Source organism: Methanocalculus sp. MC3 (assembly GCF_054767395.1).
In genome coordinates, this window is sequence record NZ_BAABMP010000005.1 from 184,570 (window position 1) to 200,397 (window position 15,828).

Genomic DNA, 15,828 nt, shown 5'->3' on the forward strand with positions numbered 1-15,828 from the left:
TAATTAAATTACCAGAATAAAAGCATCACCAGTCTTTAAACCGCTTGCTTTTACTTCCTTTTCGCCCACGGTTCCTGGAGATATACACGCCCCCTCCGAGGAGCACAAGAGCAAGCACAATACCACCTAAAAGGATCGGGTTGAACTGAGGCTCAAGAGTCATCGTGACTGAATCCTGCTGTCCATCCACTGGTATCACAAGTTGTGTAGTTCCCTGATGATACCCGTCTTTTATCGCTGAGAGGGTATGAACGGAACCCGGTGTTAGAGAGATGAAGATAATTCCCCTTTCATCGGTTGTACCTTCCACCACCCCATCTGCCGACACGATTGCTCCGGGGAGGATCGAGTGTGAAGGATCCTCAACAAGCACACGAATCGGAACCGCAGAATAAGCAAGATTTGCAACAAAATCAAGCGAATCTTCAGAAACCGTGATATTCTGGCTATAAGGTTCAAATCCCCCCTTCCTAATCTCAAGGAGGTACGTACCAGCAGTGAGCCTTCCCAGGCTCGCACGCCCATAATTGTCAGTCTTTCTCAGGAGCATTCCATCAATATAGACATCAGCGCTATCAACAACCTTCTTCACGGGATCAAAGGCCGATACAAATGGAGAGTGATATGCCTTCGAAAGGGATATCGAAAGAACCTGCTGGTCGCCGGTGATATATTCACGTTTTGCAAAGGACTGGTACTCGGGTTTTTCCACCAGAATCTGGTATTCGTATCCTTTCCGGAGATTATATGAGAAGACCCCGTCATCTCCGGTCGTTCCTTTGAGATTACCATCAATCGAGATCGAAGCCCCGCTGATCGGGAGAGCTGTCTCCACTTCAGTAACACGGAAGGCAAAACGGTCACCACGCACCATCACAACCGTGATCGGCTCAGGTTGTGCCCCGGATATGAGTACAGATCTCTGTTCATCACGGTAATCAAGAGCGGTGATAAATATCTGGTATGTTTCGCCGTCTTTAAGGGTAAAAATAGCTTTTCCATCAAATCCGGTTTCACCCGTCTTCTCGGCATCCGGACCAACCACTCTGACAATAGCGTTCCGAAGAGGGGCCACATTCTCATCATAAACAAGCACAGTCAAAACGACAGTACTCCGTGGCAGGGTAATAGTCCGGTTTCTCTCGGTTGCCAGAACTGAGACGGTAGTGCTCTGATATCCCGTTTTGCTCACCATGAGGTTGAAAGCTGTTGTGCCTGCGTGATCATACAAAAATAGCCCAGAACCATCACTTGTTCCGACATGAGTACCAGCAACATAAATATCAGCACCTGGAACCCGGTTTCCCTGTGAATCCTCTACGGTGATCTGCAGGGTGACCACCGCCTGCACTGTTACCACCAGGGTAATAAGCAGGATGAGAGCAACGACAATCCGCATAGCACGCATATACAGGTTAGTATTGTTTTCTCACCTATTAGTGCATCGGTGTCCGCCAGCGGTTCCCCGGCACCCTGTCAATCAGCATTCCTTCAACAGCTATCGGCATGAGGCGCCTGCCTTCTTCAAGGGCTTTCTGGAGCCGCCAGCCGCGATCCGCATAGATGGTGAAGATCGGCTCCCCCTTCTTCACATGCTGCCCCTGTTTCTTATGGAACAAGATCCCGGCGCCGTGGTCATGCGGGGCGCCAGCTGCGCGCGCAATCGTGATCAGAGCCCGGTTATTCATCTCGACCACGTACCCGGTTTCAGGAGCATTGATGGTGAAGGAATGTTCACCGGGTGGGAGATCCTCAGCTTTCACAACGGGATCGCCGCCCTGAATCTCAATCACCTTCTGCATCATCAGATCGGCTTTGCCAGATGAGAGGAGATCAAGCGCCGCCTCTGTTCCAGTGCCATACTGCACCTTGCCTGCCATCTCAAGAGCTATCCCTGCAATTGCGGCGCTCTTCTGCATGAGGGAGTCGGGGCCGGAGCCTCCCTTTAAAATGGAGAGAGCTTCTGCGACTTCAAGATTGACGCCGATAGAATGGCCGATCGGGGTCTCGCCATAGGTGAGTGCGCACTCGACTTTCATCCCGAGCCGATCCCCAAGTTCCATAAAGTCACGGGCGAGTTTCCTTCCCTCCTCGACGGTGGTGACTTTTGCATCCCTGCCAACAGGGATGTCGATGACGACGAGATCTGCACCGACTGCAAACTTCTTTGCCATCACCGAGGCGAGCATCTGGCCATGCGGATCAATCTTGAGCGGGTATTCATAGAGGATGATCTTGTCGTCTGCGGGGGCGATGTTTGTTGCACCCCCCCAGACGATGGCGCCCCCGACCTTCTCTGTCATCTCCTGAAGCTCAGATCCGGTGAAGGCAACCGGGGCGATTGCTTCCATCAGGTCGGCTGTCCCGCCTGCGCCGGTGATCGCCCTTGAGCTGGTTTTTGGGCATTTCAGGCCCGCTGCCATGATGATCGGCACCACAAGCAGGGTGATCTTGTTGCCGGGGACACCGCCGATTGAATGCTTGTCAACAATCGGGTGCGAGGCAAAGGAGAGTTTCTCGCCAGTCTGGACGGTTGAGCGGGTGAGATACTCGATCTCGTCCATATCAAGACCGTTGATGTAGGTGCCTACGATGTATGCGCTGATCTCGCCAGGGGAAAGGGTATCGTCGACGATCTCCCGGACGATCGACTGGGTCTCCTCCATCGAGAGTTTGCCGCCGTCCATCTTCTTCTTAATGAAATCAATTGAGGAAGGCCTTCCGACAGCCCGGATCTCGATTGGTTCGCCTCCTTCAAGGGCGAGCCGCCGGTTTGTCACCTGGTAAACGCCGGCTGTTCCCTGCGGCAGCAGGGTGGTGGTTGTTGTGACAAATGCCTGTGCGGCGGTCTTCTTCTCTTCATTGATCACCTCGACACGATCACCGTCCAGGACGCCGATGGTGCGGGCGTCGTCCCGGTTCAGGAGGATGCCCCGGTATTCGATATCAATCACTTTTCCAGAGAGACGAACCATAGATCACACTACCTTTTTGAATTGTACCGGTAGTAACCGGTATAATATAGAGGATCTGGTTGGCGGGAGAGATAAGGGTTGCCGGAAGGAGGGTTGTCAGAGAGGAGTTTCCGGATATTGGCAGTTTGGTGGAAGGTGAGGGGTTGGGAAAGAGAGGAGGAGGAAGATTGGAAGAGGAGGGGTGAGGAAATAATCCGGCATTGGCATACTTCGCTATACCGTACTCCTGGAAAAAAATGAAGATGGAGGATATACCGTAACAGTACCCCTCCTTCCGGGAGGTATAAGTGAAGGATCAAACTGGGAAGAGGCATTATATCATATCGAGGAGGCAATTGCCGGGTATATTGAAGTGGCCGGAAAGCCTGGAAAAGCTATTCCTGTTGAATAATCTGCTTATTCTATAGCAATCCCACTAAAAAAGCTCCACAAGCTCTTCTCTCTCCTGAATACGCCTGATATCATCAAGAAGACGCTGTTTCTTTTCGTGCTCGATCATCTCTTCAATAACCCCGGAGAGCGTCATTCCGGGTTTTCGCATATGAAGGAGATCCTCAACGATATCCTCCCTGAGAATAATCTTTTTTGGAGCCTTCATGAGAATACAGGAATGTTGTTTTCAATCCGGATAGTGATTCCGGTAAGAAAACACCCTCCCTTGCTCTTTCGTGATCCAACAAACGGATCATGGGAACTGATTGGAGCAGGTGCGGCGCAGGTATAGGGGGGCGGGGCGAGCGAAGGGATAAGGATGACAGAGCTGATAAACCCTTGCTCATCAGAGCAACCTGAAAGGCGATTCTTAAGAATCGGGGATTTATCTGCTTCTGGCAGCCACCGAAGTATTCCCGCCCCTCCAGCGTTGCATCTGCGGTCAGCCAGTACAACTTCCTTGCGAAGCACGTGCGGACAGGACAGGGGCGGTGGGGAAAATGCCTCAGTGAACAGATTCGAATACATGATTCAAGCCACCCGATAGCCGGATGATGACTCGTTCCGTATTGAAAACCCACACGTTACCGCGAGGAGCAGAGAGAGAGAGAGAGAGAGAGAAGAATAGCTTCAAAAACTCAGAAGCGCGTTTAAACAAGAAAAGAGCTATCGCTCAGCTGTTTTGCTCTGACAAAGAAAAAGAAAAGTTAGGGTTGGTTAGGTTTAGTCCCTGCGAAGAACGAGGAACGCTACCGCACCAAGACCTGCAATCGCAACAAGCGCACCAAATCCGGGTGATGCCGGGGTTGCTGGTGGCTGGGTTGGGACAACGGTTGCCGGTGGTGTGGTTGGCACCGGGGTTGCAGGTGGCTGTGTTACCGGGACACCCTCAAGGACGTTGAAGGTGGTGGTTGCAGTTGTACCTGCTTCGATTGATTCAACCTTGACGATGTACTCGTCAGGCAGGAAGGAACTTGTATCGACTTCGAATGACCAGGTGTTGTAACCTGCGTCACCCTTGGTAACCTTTATAGTTCCGGACTGTCCGGCGAATTCGCCCGTTGTTGTCTTCTCAGTTGGCTTGAAAGCTGAGGAGAGGACATCAATGAGGAAGTCATTATCGACTGCAAGGTTTGTTGTTCCAGTGATTGAGAACTGAGAGCCAACATACTTGTCATTAACAGTGTCAATCCTGATCCATGGCTCTTCAACGAGGAAGGTCAGTTTTGCATATGTGTCGTCAATGTTTGCGTTGTTCAGGAGATCTATGAGTGCCTGTGCTGCATCAGAACCCTGAAGACGGCCAGCACCTTTCAGGACAAACCAATCTGTCGAAGTGTTACCTGAACTTATGATGGCATTTCTCATCTTAGCATACTCAATGTTTGCAACACTCGTTGTGTCTCGCACCACATCAAACCTATCATTCTGCATCGGGTGCTGAACAACTACAAAGTACTGGCCGGATGCAAGATCCTTTGTTGTCTGCGTAGTAACTTCATGCTCAAATGTTGAGTCATCATTCACAGATGTAGTTTGAATATCATAGTAATTCTTTCCAAAGAACCAGATCTGAACACCTGATGTAGGTTTTCCTTCAGCGGTTCCACGGACAAAGAGTTTATCACCCTTTGCTACAGTAGATGCAGAGGTTGTTGCGGAAACGAATGGCTTCTTGACAACGATTGAAACGGTTGCATACTGAACATTAGCAAGGTTATCTCTGTCACGTGGAGCAGATACTGCGTAGATCGTGTAAGAGCCTGCATCTAGTCCAACATTAGAGGTATCCCACCTCTTCTCATAGGTATCATCTGTTTTGACAGCTGCACTGTCAAATGTAGTTGCAGTGTTATTTGTAACTGCCTGAATGTTTGTGAGGTTTACACCTTTTGATGCAAGGTTTGGACCGGTAATGAAGAAGTAAGTATTTTCGGTTTCTGTGTTAGTACCGGTGAGTTTGATCTCTTCACCAATGTAATAGCTCCCAGTTCCGGAGGCTGTGACACTGACTCCACCTTTCTCAACTTTAACCTTTACTTCGTCATAATCAGCAGTATCAGCGACTCCACCCACGATTTTCTCGACTCTGATTGTAAAAGTCTTGTCTTTGGTGTTAGCAGTAGTGTTGAACTCAATCGGGCGTGTTCCAGCAGCATTGGTCATAACAAATGCAGTGTAGTAAGGCTTCGTTGCACTAGGTAATACATTTGGTTGTCCTGGTGTAAGACCTGGATTGCTAGTATCACCATCTGTTTCAGCGTTTTTAACAAACACAGTATAGTTTGCAGATGATTCACCGGCAATCGTCACAACAAAGTTGTTGCCTCTGACGAGAGTGTCTTTGTTTGACGTGATGCTGGTCACACGTGACTCAACGGTGAATGAAGCAGTGTTTGATGACGCTGCATAGTCCGAGAAGCCATCTGGAGACACCCACTTCACCTGTGCGGTGTAGGTACCTGCTGCAACGTCAGTGAGGACTGCAGCCGTTGTGTTAAACTCCGATGAAGAGACATTGAGACTTGCCAAGTCCAATCCACCAAAGGATGTCAGCTTGGCTCCACCAGGAGTTGTAATCTCGACTTTCACAGTCGCATTGACAGTTGAACCTGCGGCACGGTAATACGATCCAACTTGACTACCTACTTTAAAAGCAAGCAGTGTATCTTTTGTCACTGTCTTACCATCAAGTGAATCGGGCTTCATTTGTGGGGTAGCGGTTGTAACCCAAAGCCTGACATCAGCTGTAAGCGCAGGTTGGCGAATGACAATAGATTGATAATCAAGCGCCCCACCATTACCAGTTATTACAGCGGTTCCATTCCATGCATAGTAGACCCCAGATTGTCCAGAAACAGCAGCTTCAAGAAGCTCAAAATTTGTGGCCGTGTCAACAGGAATCTCATTCAAAAGCGCCTTTGACGGATTGTCTTCAGAATACCTTCTGAAAGCTGTAACATCGGTTGCAGCTGATCCATTCAGACCTGTCACATTAAGCGATTTTTCATAAACAAAGATGGTGTCACCATTTTTTATATCACCGATACCTGGATACCGTGCTACTGCCGGTGCAACCAGCAGTGCCGTAGCAAGTAACAGAGCAATGGCGACGACCATCATCTTAGTTGTGTTTTTCATGTGTTTTTACACCTCAATACTTTCCTTAATCAACATGCGATTCCGGGCTTTTCGACATGTGCCGAAAAACCGTTCTGCAAGGATCATACTCCGATCAACGGAATATGCTTCCTTATTAGATGTAGAATTAATATATCCTTTGTGGTCGAGCCCGTTTTTAAGAAGGAGCCCATCAAAACAACACCCCTCCTGATTTGATGGGATGAAATTCTGGGTCATTTGTTCCGTCAGATCTCCATAATGAGCCCTGAATATATCATTCAACTGCTCAATATCCCTGCCCTTGTCTTGAACAGCGATACGGTTCCACTGCCAGATTACCCAAAAACCCATTGAAAAGACAAAGCTATCGCTCTCTTTATTCCCCTCTCACCAAGGGGTTTGCCTCTTCTGACTGCAGGAATCAGTCCTCAGAATAACGTACTCAGGTGTGTCGGGTTCTTCACCCCGGCACGCAACCCCGTCAGGAGGAGCATTTGATAAACAACAAAGTTGAGGATTATATAGAGTTCCCGGCTTTCATGCTGAATCCTCCTGAGGTGAAAGGTAACTGATGCCTTCATCCGGGCATGTACCCGTTCACACTCACCACGGCTTCGCATGATTGCTGAGAATTCAGGGTCGAGAAGATTCTTGTTTCGGAAATGCATCCCGACCTGTTCCACTCTTCCGTTCTGGAAGAGGAATCTCAACTGTTGAGCCAGGGGAGCGTGGATATCTCCCCCTGCTCTCCAGAGCTTGTTGACCCAGTGTCTGATTCTCTCAACATTTCCTTCATTCTGGAGAACTGCTCCCTCCCGGATATCGATACAGGGTCGGGCATTCAGATGATACCAAACCTGAGCATGTGCTTCAAATGAGTCATATCCTGCATCAAGCAGCACATTGATGAGCCGTGGATTCAATGTCTTCACCCGTTTAAGAAGAGGTAGAAGATGAGATGGATCAGCATCGGTTCCATACGAATAGACCATTGCAAGAGGGTATGGTCCCAGATGGAAGATATGCGCTTTATCCATCTTCACCGAGTAGTGCGGATGAAACGGAGCATATTTGTCGTACCGGGAAGCTTCAATCGGAGTTGAATCAATGATACCTACCATCTCATTCTGTGCCCAGAGAAGGATTGCCTCGCCGACAAGGTGCATGAGCCGTTTCATCCCCTTGACTCCGAGACGGTATTTCACGAAGTAGTGGAGTGTTGCTGAATTGGGTATGATGTACCCATCTTCGCCCAACTCTGCCCCAAGATGAAAACAATCCTCGTCTGTCAGGAGAAGAATTGTCCGGGCATAGGATTGTTTCCTGAAACACTTGATGATAAGGAGTTTCAGCAGGAGATGAACCGGATAACGGAATCTGGTGCTTCCTGTGGGGTAGTATTCTCGTTCAATGGTCTGTGCAATTGTGTGCAGATGCGATGAACTCAGGAATTCTGAGATAGAGGTTCCCTGTTCAATCTCTTTAATTCGACCTGCTTTTTCCGAGAACTCAATGCTGGAGTCCATGAGCCAGTCGTACGCTGAGTATATAAACCTGACTGAAAACCCCTCTTAGGGGCGCAAAAAAGGTGAGAAGACCAGGAAAAATGAGGGAAATAACGTATAAATTGATGGGATTTTTCAGAGGAGCGCAGAATGACGGAAAAATGGGGAGGTTTTATAAGTCAGATCGGTGGTTTGATGGGCTCAGAAGTCATAATGAAAAACAGGGCGCGGGCAATCGGGGAGAGCCGTAAGATCTGACGAGTTTGATCACCGGGATCTCCACACAACAGATCATCTCCCCATCTGGATAGAAAAGGGCGCTGGTATACTTGCAAGAACACACCGAAAGACACCCCTTACAACCCACTTTCGCACTATTACTATCTACCCCCCGCACCATTAGTATGATCATGAAGATCATCCGTGCTGCAAGCCTTGGCCGTGCCCACGAACTCATCATCAAACACATCCTTGAGAAGGGAAGGGAGCGGCGAACCGAGAACGGCGAGGAAACACTTGAAACCGACGAGATTGCACTCCGGGTCGAGAATCCGCTAGCTGAGCCGATGGCAAGTGCCCATTCACGGTTTAGAAACGCGTTTCTGGAGAGCTATGCAGACGGCCTGATCAAGGGATCTGATGCCGTCTTTGAATATGACTACCATTCACGCCTCTTCGACTGGGGGCAGGGACTCAAAATCAAGGAAGGCGACATCCATGCCGACCAGATCAGGTACATTATAGAGAAGCTAAAGAATGAGCCAGTCAGCAGGCGGGCAGTCGCCGTCACATGGAACCCCGCAATTGACGAAACACTGGACGACTGCCCCTGCCTCCAGCTGATCCAGTGCGTCATCCGGAAGGAAGGAGATGCACGGCTCCTTGATATGAAGGTCGTCTTCCGTTCAAATGACATGCTCTCGGCAGCAGGTGCAAATATGTATGCACTGGCACGCCTCCAGCAGTGTATTGCAGAGGCAGTCGGCGTGCCGGTTGGTGCATACACCCATATCTCGCTTGTCCCGCACATATATTATAAGAGAGATGTAGCTGACATCCCGCCATTCTGTGGTGAAGGAACACTGATCCGGCCCATGGAATTTGTCTGTGCAGCATGCCGGGGATGCCGGAGAGCGGAGAATATTTAACCCTCATCGCTGTTTCTCGCTATTTTCTTCTTTTTTCGTCTTATTCCCGCCATATCACATGCAGAGATTCCATATGTGATCTCCTGCGGGATACGGGATTATTGTTGAAGAAAAACTCCCTGAAGACTCCACCAGACCGGGGATTTCCGTCAGGTTCATTAATCATCAGGAATCACATATTATGGCACAATAGTCCGGTAGTGTAGCGGTCAATCATGGGGGACTCTGGATCCCCCGACAGCAGTTCGAATCTGCTCCGGACTACTTTCCTTTTCTTTCAAATTTTTTGCTCTAACAATAGTAATTCAGCCTTTTTCCGAACATCTCCACCATGAAGAGTCCGGGCGATTCTTACACCACCATTAACAGTGTAATTCCGTCAACTCCCCTCGAAAATAATGCTTAAATTGATGAATATAGCTTATAAATTCGTTAGATCCATTACCCCCTGATCTATTCTCATGATGCGCAATAAACCACATGCAGGTTTATGAAGAGACGGTAACGAAAGAAGAGAGAGGAGACGATACAAGGAAAACACAAGAGTTGCAGACAGTCGAAAGGCCCTCATAGCCAGAATAAGAACCATAAGAGGTTTAAAACTGCCAGATATAGAAGGAGGAAGAAAGAGCGAGGCCCTTAAACTCATTCAGAAGACAGAGAGGCTTTCAATCAAAGATTACACAAAATAATTCGATGTTTACAAGATAAAATATGAGATAATGAGATCCCACTCAAAATCATCCCATTAGTTAGACTCACTCAAGCCCCAGATCACGCTTCAGCTCTTCATGGGTGACGAACCCACCCCGTTCAACCTCCTCCAGAGCCTCCTGGATCTCGGCAATCTCCTCATCAGTGATAGGTTCATCATCCAATTCACTCTCCAAACCCCGTTCAAATTCTGCAAGCCCGGTTCCACCCCTCTCTTCTTCAATACCCGATCCACCAAACCCGCACTCACACCTTTTACACATCCAATCCCCTTCAAGCCAGAAACGCCGCGATAATCCCTGACAAAAAGATCCCGTCAAACGTCCCGGCACCCCCGATAGAGACAATAGGCACTCCAAGGGATCCGATCTTCCTGAGATTTAAGAGATCTGCCCCGACAAGCGTTCCGACTGTCCCGCTTACATAGGCAATGATAGCGGCACTCAGCCCAAATCCTCCTGCAAGCAGGATCCCGCAGATAAGAGCAGCAAGCGGCGGCAGGAAGAACGGCGTCCCTATACCGACTCCGGGGATGAGCCGTGCATATCGATTGACGACAATAGTGACAGCAAGGGCCCCCACACAGGCAAGAGTGAAGAGCCGTACATCACCCATCCCGATGAGTGCATGAAGAAGCAGGAAAACCGATATCAGAACAGGAATCACTGCACCACCGAGATTAAGGGCCACTTTCGTCACCTGTGCAGGCGGCTGCACCTTATACATCCCATCATAGAGTGACGGGGCAAACTGGCGCCTTTCAGGACGCTCCACCGGATCAGGCGCTCTCTCCCGGATCTCAGTCACCGGGATATTCACCAGGCTCCCGATCAAAATCAGGAGAAGGAGCCCGATCGCCTGGAACCAAGAGAAGCCGAGGTTTGTGAGGGCACCCCCGACAATGCCGAGAAGAAGGAGCGGGATTAAGAGGATGAGTGCGGCGAAGAGAATGATCACCATCAGGATGGAGAAAGGATTGAAGAAGACGTAGCGGGGCATTGGCAGATGATCCTTATAATTCGTATAATCCATTCTCTTGCATTAGCAGTATTATTAGAGTATCGATGGAGGCGATGGGGTTGTACCCGGAGATTGCAGGAAGACAGGTTTTCATGAGTGGATGAAGCAGGGCGGGATCCAGCCAGACATCCCCATCATAAACCTGCATATAGTTTATTGGCGAAAATGCAAACCAGAGGAAGACCGCTCGTTTTTGTAGAGATTTGAACCCTAAATCCATAAATACAATTCAGAAAGCCGTTAAAAGGAACAAAACAGACAGCTGGGAGAGAGAGAGAGATCTCCATGTAGCAAGAATCATTATCATGCACAAGATCATATTTACCAATAATCCAATAGGAGAGTGATGAGTGATGCCACAAAAGCCTGAGGATATACCCAAAACATGGACGGTTCACTCCATTATCCGGAAGATCCAGAGAGCAAAGCCTGAATTACTACGCCGATACCCGATAAAAGAGATAGCCATCTTTGGATCATTCGCACGAAACGAACAAACAGAAGAGAGTGATCTTGATATTCTGGTCTCATTTGAAAGACCGATTGGATGGGATGTCATCGACCTGAAAGACGAACTCGAAGATATCCTCAACAGAGACGTCGATCTTGTTCTGAAAGGCGGCATAGCCACCCGGCCACGCCTGATGAGCTATATCGAAAAGGATGCCATATATGCCTGATATTGGAGGAGTAGATCACATGGAAAACCATTATTATTGGAAAGAAACAGAGATACTCCTGATAGTATGAAAACCCTCATCGAAGTACACAGGGAAGGAAAATACTACGTTGCTATTGATCTTCTTACGCATGTCGCTGATCAGGGTTTCACTGAGGAGGAAGCAATAAGCAACTTAAAAAAAGGGCTTGAAGAACACTACAAGCTGTTAATCGAATTAAGCCCCAGAGATCACAAATTGACCTATATCGATATTGAAGTAGATAACCTTGTCAAAAATTCCGCCTCTATCATCTCGTGAGATTATCAAAATTCTCTACCATTTTGGATTCAAACAGGTAAGGCAAACTGGAAGCCACATTCATCTATTCAATGAAGAAACCAGGCGGCTGGTTACAATTCCAAATTACCGGGAAGTGGCAACGGGAACACTCCTATCAATTCTGAAGCAGGCAGGTATTGAAAAGAAAGAGTTCCTCAGCCATACAAAATAAAGTGAGAATAACCCTCACCTTCACCTCTCCCCAACACCACACACAATCGCCGCATGATCATGATGGTATGGCTCAAGCCAGCAGGTGTTCAGGATAGAAAGCCCTGCACCTTCCAAACGCTCGATCGTCTCGGCAAAGACCTCTTCCGGTGTCCTCCTGATATCAACTGACCGCGTCTTCAGCATCAGAATCGCCGTCATCCCGCCATCGATCCCCACACCCTGTTTTAGAAACGGCAGGTGCTTAATCAGAATTCCTGCCTGATCGGGCTGGGCAACATCCTGATACAGCAGATCAACCTCTTCCAGAAACGGCGCATACCGGTCCGGGCGGGTCGCATCTCCAGCGATCGGAACGATATTCTTCCGCTTCTCTGCAACCACCAGCAGATCCCGCAAGGGTCGTGGAGCAAACTCAACCGCATACACGCAATCCACATAGTCGGCCACATGCGAGACCGTCGTCCCGTTTGCAGCACCCAGATACAAGACCTTCATGTCAGCCGCAAGATCCAGAGACTCATCCAGCATACAGAGGGCAGCAAGCTTTGAGCGGTAGGGATCCCAGACCCGGTACCCTTTCACCATCCTTTCATTATAGACCCCGCCTGACCCCGACGAGACGAGCTGTCCATCAATTCGAATCATTCGGATCCACCTCCTGCGATTCCATCGATCAATGCCTGTGCCGACGAGAGGAAGCCGGGATCCGCCTCGCCACGATAGAAGTCGATTCTGGCCGCAATCGCAAGCTTTGCAGCAAGCACCCGGGCAACCCTCCCCCGGATCTCACGGGGTGCGTTATGCACCCGGCGGTGCTGGAAGATGATCCCGTGTTTTGGGGAGGGCGAGTTCCCCCGGATATGGGAGAAGAGTGCGGCCTCAGCCCCGATCACCTGAACAGAACTGCCGGGCATCCGGGCAAGCTTCTCAAGCCCCCCGGCACGGGCCATGATACGTGCCGCAACAAGGCCGCCGACAAGCTCGCTTGTGTTTGGGATCACCAGTGCTGCGAGCCGCGAGACATCAGCGGCAAGTGATGTCCGGGCGGTAATCAGCCCTTCAAGCTCATCAGCCATTCCTCGCAGGGGACGGGATCTGCTCCGCCTGATCTTCGGAAGAACCCGCCTCACCGAACCCTGCCTCCCTTTCTGTGAGAATGCCGGGTTCGTCACCTGGTACCATTCAACCAGTCGCTCGGAGAGGAGATTGATCACCTCATCCAACTGGTCGAGCATCCTGACCATCTGGAGGAGTTCTGCATCCTTCCCCGATGCCGCCGCCTCGATCACCCCCTGTGCCTGGAGAATGGTGACCTCCCGGAGCTGCCGGATATATGCAGCACGATCAGGGAAGATGCCGCTTCCTTCGATCAGAGCGGGCGTAAGAGGGTGGTATACCTGCATATTGGTCTTTAATGACTCCACCCTCGCCAGCAGCTCAGCCGGTGACCCGCGGGAAGGAACAAAAACCCCCCCATCATCTACGCTCCCGCACCAGTACTCCGTCATTGCAGAAGAGATGATACCTCAGCACCTATATATCCGGCGACCGAATCTTTGGGTATGATCATCGAGGCGGCACTCTTTGTAGTCGGCATCATACTCCTTGTGAAGGGTGCGGACCTCTTTGTCGGCGGGGGGAGCGGGCTCGCCTCACGGTTTGGGATCACCCCGTCACTCATCGGGTTCACTGTTGTTGCATTCGGAACCTCGCTGCCTGAGTTCGTCGTCAGCATGAATGCAGGCCTGACCGGCAACCCCGAAATCGCAACCGGAAACATCATCGGGAGCAATATAGCCAATATCGCGCTTGTACTGGCGATCTGCGGGTTGCTCAACCCCCATGCACTCAACAGGCATGATCCTGCCAACAGCGGGGTGAAGAGACAGGCTCTGATGATGCTTGCGGCAACCGCCCTCTTTGTTGTCGTTGCATGGTCCGGGACCCTCTCCGTACCAGCAGGAGCCATATTCCTGATCGCATTTATCCTAATCCTGAGATCACTCTGGAGAAAAGGCAGGATCGAGGGGGAAATGCCCATTTTGGCAAAAGGCAGCCTCGATTATATCCTGACTGCAGGAGGGATTATCGCAGTCATCATCGGCGCACAACTTGTTGTCACCTCCGCTGTCGGAATTGCAACCGCCCTTGGGATCTCTGCTTTTGTGATCGGGATGACCATCGTCGCCATCGGCACCTCGCTACCTGAGCTTGCCACCTCAGCCGCGGCAATTCTGAAAGGCGAATCCGGTATCTCGGTTGGCAACCTGCTTGGGAGCAACATCTTCAACCTCCTCTTCGTGATGGGGATCATCGCCCTGATTGTCCCTATCCAGGTAGCAGAAATAGGAGATCTCCTGATAATGGCAGTCTTCTCGGCAGCCGCAATCCCCCTCATCTATGCAGGCGAACGGGTAAAACGCCCTATATCGGCGGTTGTTCTCATCGGGTACTTCGCCTATATCGGGATACTGGCAGGTCTCATCTAAAAGAGTGGAAGCCCAAGAACCGACCAGACGATGATCGGAACCATGATCGCCCCCATGCAGAAGACCCGTTGCACCGAGACCATCGGGGGCACCGTCCCGATTGCGGTTGCAAGCGCGAGGATCAGGAGCCCAAACGGCCCCGTCACAAGAGCGGTCAATGCCACAAGGAAGATGATGACCGTGAGATTCAGCCGCCTGACATTCAGGGCTGCCAGGTACCGTGAGCCTTTTGAGAAGAGAATTGTCAGCGGATACGCAGCCACCGCAGCGAGACAGGCCGCAAGCATGATCCCGGCAAGCGGCGGCAGTTCATCTGTTGCGATTGCCACCATCGCACCGTTCCGCGCCCGCGAAAGGGCATAGAGGGCGGCGATACCGAGGAACGCATTTGCCGTATTCGCCGCACCGGTTGCAAGGATATACCCCCTCCCATTCCGGGTATATGAGATAAATGAAGCAAGTACCGCGTTTGCAGTTGCATTTGAGAAACCGGGCATCCACCCGACGACTGCACCCGCAACCGAACCGGCAGCAGCAGCCCCGGCGATCTCCCGCCGCTCCATCCTGATCCCCCGGTATATCTGCTCGGGAATTGTGCCTGTTGCTCCTTTCAGGAGGATCGGCAGTCCAAAGAGGCCGGTTAAGAGCGGGAGGAGGAGCGGGCTCCCGCCGGGGAGCACCTGCCAGGAGAGGTATGAATAGGCAAGCGTGAATGAACCGAGGATCCCCGATGCGATGAAGACAACAGCCGCCCATTCCGGCGCCTCTGACCTGACCACAAGCACCCCGGCAACCGTCATCAGGAGCAGGCCGATCCACCAGTCAAGGTACGGCTGGAGCGGGGGCAGGAGAGAGAAGAAGAGGGGAAAGAGCAGCAGCCCGAATGCGGCACCCGCAGCAGATCCAAGTGCCGAGATCCGGACCGCCTCCTCACCAAGCCCTTTCATGCAGAGATCATGCGCAGGCAGAACCGCAATTGCAGTATCTGGATCGGGCACGCCGAGGAAGGTGGAAGGAACTGCATCAAGGAAGGTATGCGTGATCAGGGTTGCTGTGACAGATGCTGCAAAGACGGCAGGACCAAAGAGGAGAAGGAGTGCCGGATGCACCCCGAGCAGGATACCTGCCATCGTGTTTGAATGGATCCCCGGCGTACACCCGCTGATGGTACCGAGTACCACACCGATTGCCGCTCCGATCAGGATCCCATCCATCATGCGAAGATGAAGGTTGAACCAGAGAAGACA

At 50.7% G+C, this 15,828-nt stretch carries 17 protein-coding genes and 1 tRNA gene; 8 read left to right on the forward strand and 10 right to left on the reverse strand.

What is annotated here, in order from left to right; translation table 11 throughout:
* Window positions 1–25 precede the first annotated feature (25 nt).
* Complete coding sequence (locus tag ACYUBO_RS09790) at window positions 26–1,408, reverse strand: peptidase associated/transthyretin-like domain-containing protein (protein ID WP_300331974.1); 1,383 nt, start codon at window positions 1,406–1,408, stop codon at window positions 26–28.
* Between the two features lie 28 nt (window positions 1,409–1,436).
* The gene (locus ACYUBO_RS09795; RefSeq protein WP_460373968.1) at window positions 1,437–2,975 is read right to left on the reverse strand and encodes an AMP phosphorylase; all 1,539 of its coding nucleotides are present in this window, start codon (window positions 2,973–2,975) and stop codon (window positions 1,437–1,439) included.
* Between the two features lie 59 nt (window positions 2,976–3,034).
* Between ACYUBO_RS09795 and ACYUBO_RS09800 the strand changes: the two genes are divergently transcribed.
* Both ACYUBO_RS09800 and ACYUBO_RS09805 read left to right on the forward strand, forming a co-directional pair.
* On the forward strand, window positions 3,035–3,160 hold the full coding sequence (locus ACYUBO_RS09800) for a hypothetical protein (protein ID WP_460373970.1): 126 nt from the start codon (window positions 3,035–3,037) through the stop codon (window positions 3,158–3,160).
* A 41-nt stretch (window positions 3,161–3,201) separates the two neighbouring features.
* Window positions 3,202–3,366 carry a type II toxin-antitoxin system HicB family antitoxin gene (locus ACYUBO_RS09805; RefSeq protein WP_460374781.1) on the forward strand — a complete coding sequence of 55 codons (165 nt, stop codon included), beginning with the start codon at window positions 3,202–3,204 and terminating at the stop codon, window positions 3,364–3,366.
* A gap of 24 nt (window positions 3,367–3,390) precedes the next feature.
* Here the strand turns inward: ACYUBO_RS09805 and ACYUBO_RS09810 are convergent, their stop codons facing one another.
* From ACYUBO_RS09810 to ACYUBO_RS09820, 3 genes are all read right to left on the reverse strand, one after another.
* A complete protein-coding gene (locus ACYUBO_RS09810) occupies window positions 3,391–3,573 on the reverse strand; it encodes a hypothetical protein (RefSeq protein ID WP_460373971.1) in 183 nt (60 codons plus the stop codon).
* Between the two features lie 557 nt (window positions 3,574–4,130).
* Window positions 4,131–6,548 carry an MEMAR_RS02690 family S-layer glycoprotein gene (locus ACYUBO_RS09815; RefSeq protein ID WP_460373973.1) on the reverse strand — a complete coding sequence of 806 codons (2,418 nt, stop codon included), beginning with the start codon at window positions 6,546–6,548 and terminating at the stop codon, window positions 4,131–4,133.
* Between the two features lie 410 nt (window positions 6,549–6,958).
* Window positions 6,959–8,056, reverse strand: coding sequence for a transposase (locus ACYUBO_RS09820; protein WP_460371484.1), 1,098 nt, complete (start codon window positions 8,054–8,056; stop codon window positions 6,959–6,961).
* A 389-nt stretch (window positions 8,057–8,445) separates the two neighbouring features.
* Between ACYUBO_RS09820 and ACYUBO_RS09825 the strand changes: the two genes are divergently transcribed.
* Entirely contained in the window at window positions 8,446–9,183 is a 738-nt protein-coding gene (locus ACYUBO_RS09825) for a thymidylate synthase (protein WP_460373974.1), read from the forward strand.
* Between the two features lie 191 nt (window positions 9,184–9,374).
* Window positions 9,375–9,447: transfer RNA gene (locus ACYUBO_RS09830), tRNA-Gln, on the forward strand.
* 494 nt (window positions 9,448–9,941) lie between these two features.
* Here the strand turns inward: ACYUBO_RS09830 and ACYUBO_RS09835 are convergent.
* Complete coding sequence (locus ACYUBO_RS09835) at window positions 9,942–10,160, reverse strand: hypothetical protein (protein WP_460373976.1); 219 nt, start codon at window positions 10,158–10,160, stop codon at window positions 9,942–9,944.
* A 10-nt stretch (window positions 10,161–10,170) separates the two neighbouring features.
* On the reverse strand, window positions 10,171–10,896 hold the full coding sequence (locus ACYUBO_RS09840; RefSeq protein ID WP_460373979.1) for a DUF1614 domain-containing protein: 726 nt from the start codon (window positions 10,894–10,896) through the stop codon (window positions 10,171–10,173).
* A gap of 374 nt (window positions 10,897–11,270) precedes the next feature.
* On the opposite strand from ACYUBO_RS09840, the gene ACYUBO_RS09845 reads away from it, so the two are divergent.
* The 3 genes from ACYUBO_RS09845 to ACYUBO_RS09855 all read left to right on the forward strand — a co-directional run bounded on the left by ACYUBO_RS09845 (window position 11,271) and on the right by ACYUBO_RS09855 (window position 12,090).
* The gene (locus ACYUBO_RS09845; protein ID WP_460373980.1) at window positions 11,271–11,597 is read left to right on the forward strand and encodes a nucleotidyltransferase family protein; all 327 of its coding nucleotides are present in this window, start codon (window positions 11,271–11,273) and stop codon (window positions 11,595–11,597) included.
* A 66-nt stretch (window positions 11,598–11,663) separates the two neighbouring features.
* Window positions 11,664–11,897 (forward strand): hypothetical protein, encoded by a 234-nt coding sequence (locus ACYUBO_RS09850; protein ID WP_460373982.1) that lies wholly within the window; start codon window positions 11,664–11,666, stop codon window positions 11,895–11,897.
* Entirely contained in the window at window positions 11,866–12,090 is a 225-nt protein-coding gene (locus ACYUBO_RS09855) for a type II toxin-antitoxin system HicA family toxin (RefSeq protein ID WP_460373983.1), read from the forward strand. The genes ACYUBO_RS09850 and ACYUBO_RS09855 overlap by 32 nt, the downstream gene beginning before the upstream one ends.
* Window positions 12,091–12,110: 20 nt before the next feature.
* On the opposite strand, the gene ACYUBO_RS09860 is transcribed toward ACYUBO_RS09855, so the two are convergent.
* Together ACYUBO_RS09860 and ACYUBO_RS09865 are read right to left on the reverse strand one after the other, a co-directional pair.
* The gene (locus ACYUBO_RS09860) at window positions 12,111–12,737 is read right to left on the reverse strand and encodes a fibrillarin-like rRNA/tRNA 2'-O-methyltransferase (RefSeq protein WP_460373985.1); all 627 of its coding nucleotides are present in this window, start codon (window positions 12,735–12,737) and stop codon (window positions 12,111–12,113) included.
* Window positions 12,734–13,600, reverse strand: a complete 867-nt coding sequence (locus ACYUBO_RS09865) for an NOP5/NOP56 family protein (protein ID WP_460373988.1) — start codon at window positions 13,598–13,600, stop codon at window positions 12,734–12,736. The genes ACYUBO_RS09860 and ACYUBO_RS09865 overlap by 4 nt, the downstream gene beginning before the upstream one ends.
* A gap of 54 nt (window positions 13,601–13,654) precedes the next feature.
* Between ACYUBO_RS09865 and ACYUBO_RS09870 the strand changes: the two genes are divergently transcribed.
* On the forward strand, window positions 13,655–14,581 hold the full coding sequence (locus tag ACYUBO_RS09870; protein WP_460373989.1) for a calcium/sodium antiporter: 927 nt from the start codon (window positions 13,655–13,657) through the stop codon (window positions 14,579–14,581).
* Here ACYUBO_RS09870 and ACYUBO_RS09875 read toward each other — a convergent pair.
* Entirely contained in the window at window positions 14,578–15,798 is a 1,221-nt protein-coding gene (locus tag ACYUBO_RS09875) for a tripartite tricarboxylate transporter permease (RefSeq protein WP_460373991.1), read from the reverse strand. The two genes, ACYUBO_RS09870 and ACYUBO_RS09875, sit on opposite strands and share 4 nt — an antisense overlap.
* Window positions 15,799–15,828: the final 30 nt, after the last annotated feature.

What these genes read in the sequence shown, in the direction of transcription:
- ACYUBO_RS09790 (WP_300331974.1), bottom strand. Translation starts at nt 1,408, where the DNA reads ATGCGTGCTATGCGGATTGTCGTTGCTCTCATCCTGCTTATTACCCTG.
- ACYUBO_RS09795 (WP_460373968.1), bottom strand. Translation starts at nt 2,975, where the DNA reads ATGGTTCGTCTCTCTGGAAAAGTGATTGATATCGAATACCGGGGCATC.
- ACYUBO_RS09810 (WP_460373971.1), bottom strand. Translation starts at nt 3,573, where the DNA reads ATGAAGGCTCCAAAAAAGATTATTCTCAGGGAGGATATCGTTGAGGAT.
- ACYUBO_RS09815 (WP_460373973.1), bottom strand. Translation starts at nt 6,548, where the DNA reads ATGAAAAACACAACTAAGATGATGGTCGTCGCCATTGCTCTGTTACTT.
- ACYUBO_RS09820 (WP_460371484.1), bottom strand. Translation starts at nt 8,056, where the DNA reads ATGGACTCCAGCATTGAGTTCTCGGAAAAAGCAGGTCGAATTAAAGAG.
- ACYUBO_RS09825 (WP_460373974.1), top strand. Translation starts at nt 8,446, where the DNA reads ATGAAGATCATCCGTGCTGCAAGCCTTGGCCGTGCCCACGAACTCATC.
- ACYUBO_RS09835 (WP_460373976.1), bottom strand. Translation starts at nt 10,160, where the DNA reads ATGTGTAAAAGGTGTGAGTGCGGGTTTGGTGGATCGGGTATTGAAGAA.
- ACYUBO_RS09840 (WP_460373979.1), bottom strand. Translation starts at nt 10,896, where the DNA reads ATGCCCCGCTACGTCTTCTTCAATCCTTTCTCCATCCTGATGGTGATC.
- ACYUBO_RS09845 (WP_460373980.1), top strand. Translation starts at nt 11,271, where the DNA reads ATGCCACAAAAGCCTGAGGATATACCCAAAACATGGACGGTTCACTCC.
- ACYUBO_RS09850 (WP_460373982.1), top strand. Translation starts at nt 11,664, where the DNA reads ATGAAAACCCTCATCGAAGTACACAGGGAAGGAAAATACTACGTTGCT.
- ACYUBO_RS09860 (WP_460373985.1), bottom strand. Translation starts at nt 12,737, where the DNA reads ATGATTCGAATTGATGGACAGCTCGTCTCGTCGGGGTCAGGCGGGGTC.
- ACYUBO_RS09865 (WP_460373988.1), bottom strand. Translation starts at nt 13,600, where the DNA reads ATGACGGAGTACTGGTGCGGGAGCGTAGATGATGGGGGGGTTTTTGTT.
- ACYUBO_RS09870 (WP_460373989.1), top strand. Translation starts at nt 13,655, where the DNA reads ATGATCATCGAGGCGGCACTCTTTGTAGTCGGCATCATACTCCTTGTG.
- ACYUBO_RS09875 (WP_460373991.1), bottom strand. Translation starts at nt 15,798, where the DNA reads ATGATGGATGGGATCCTGATCGGAGCGGCAATCGGTGTGGTACTCGGT.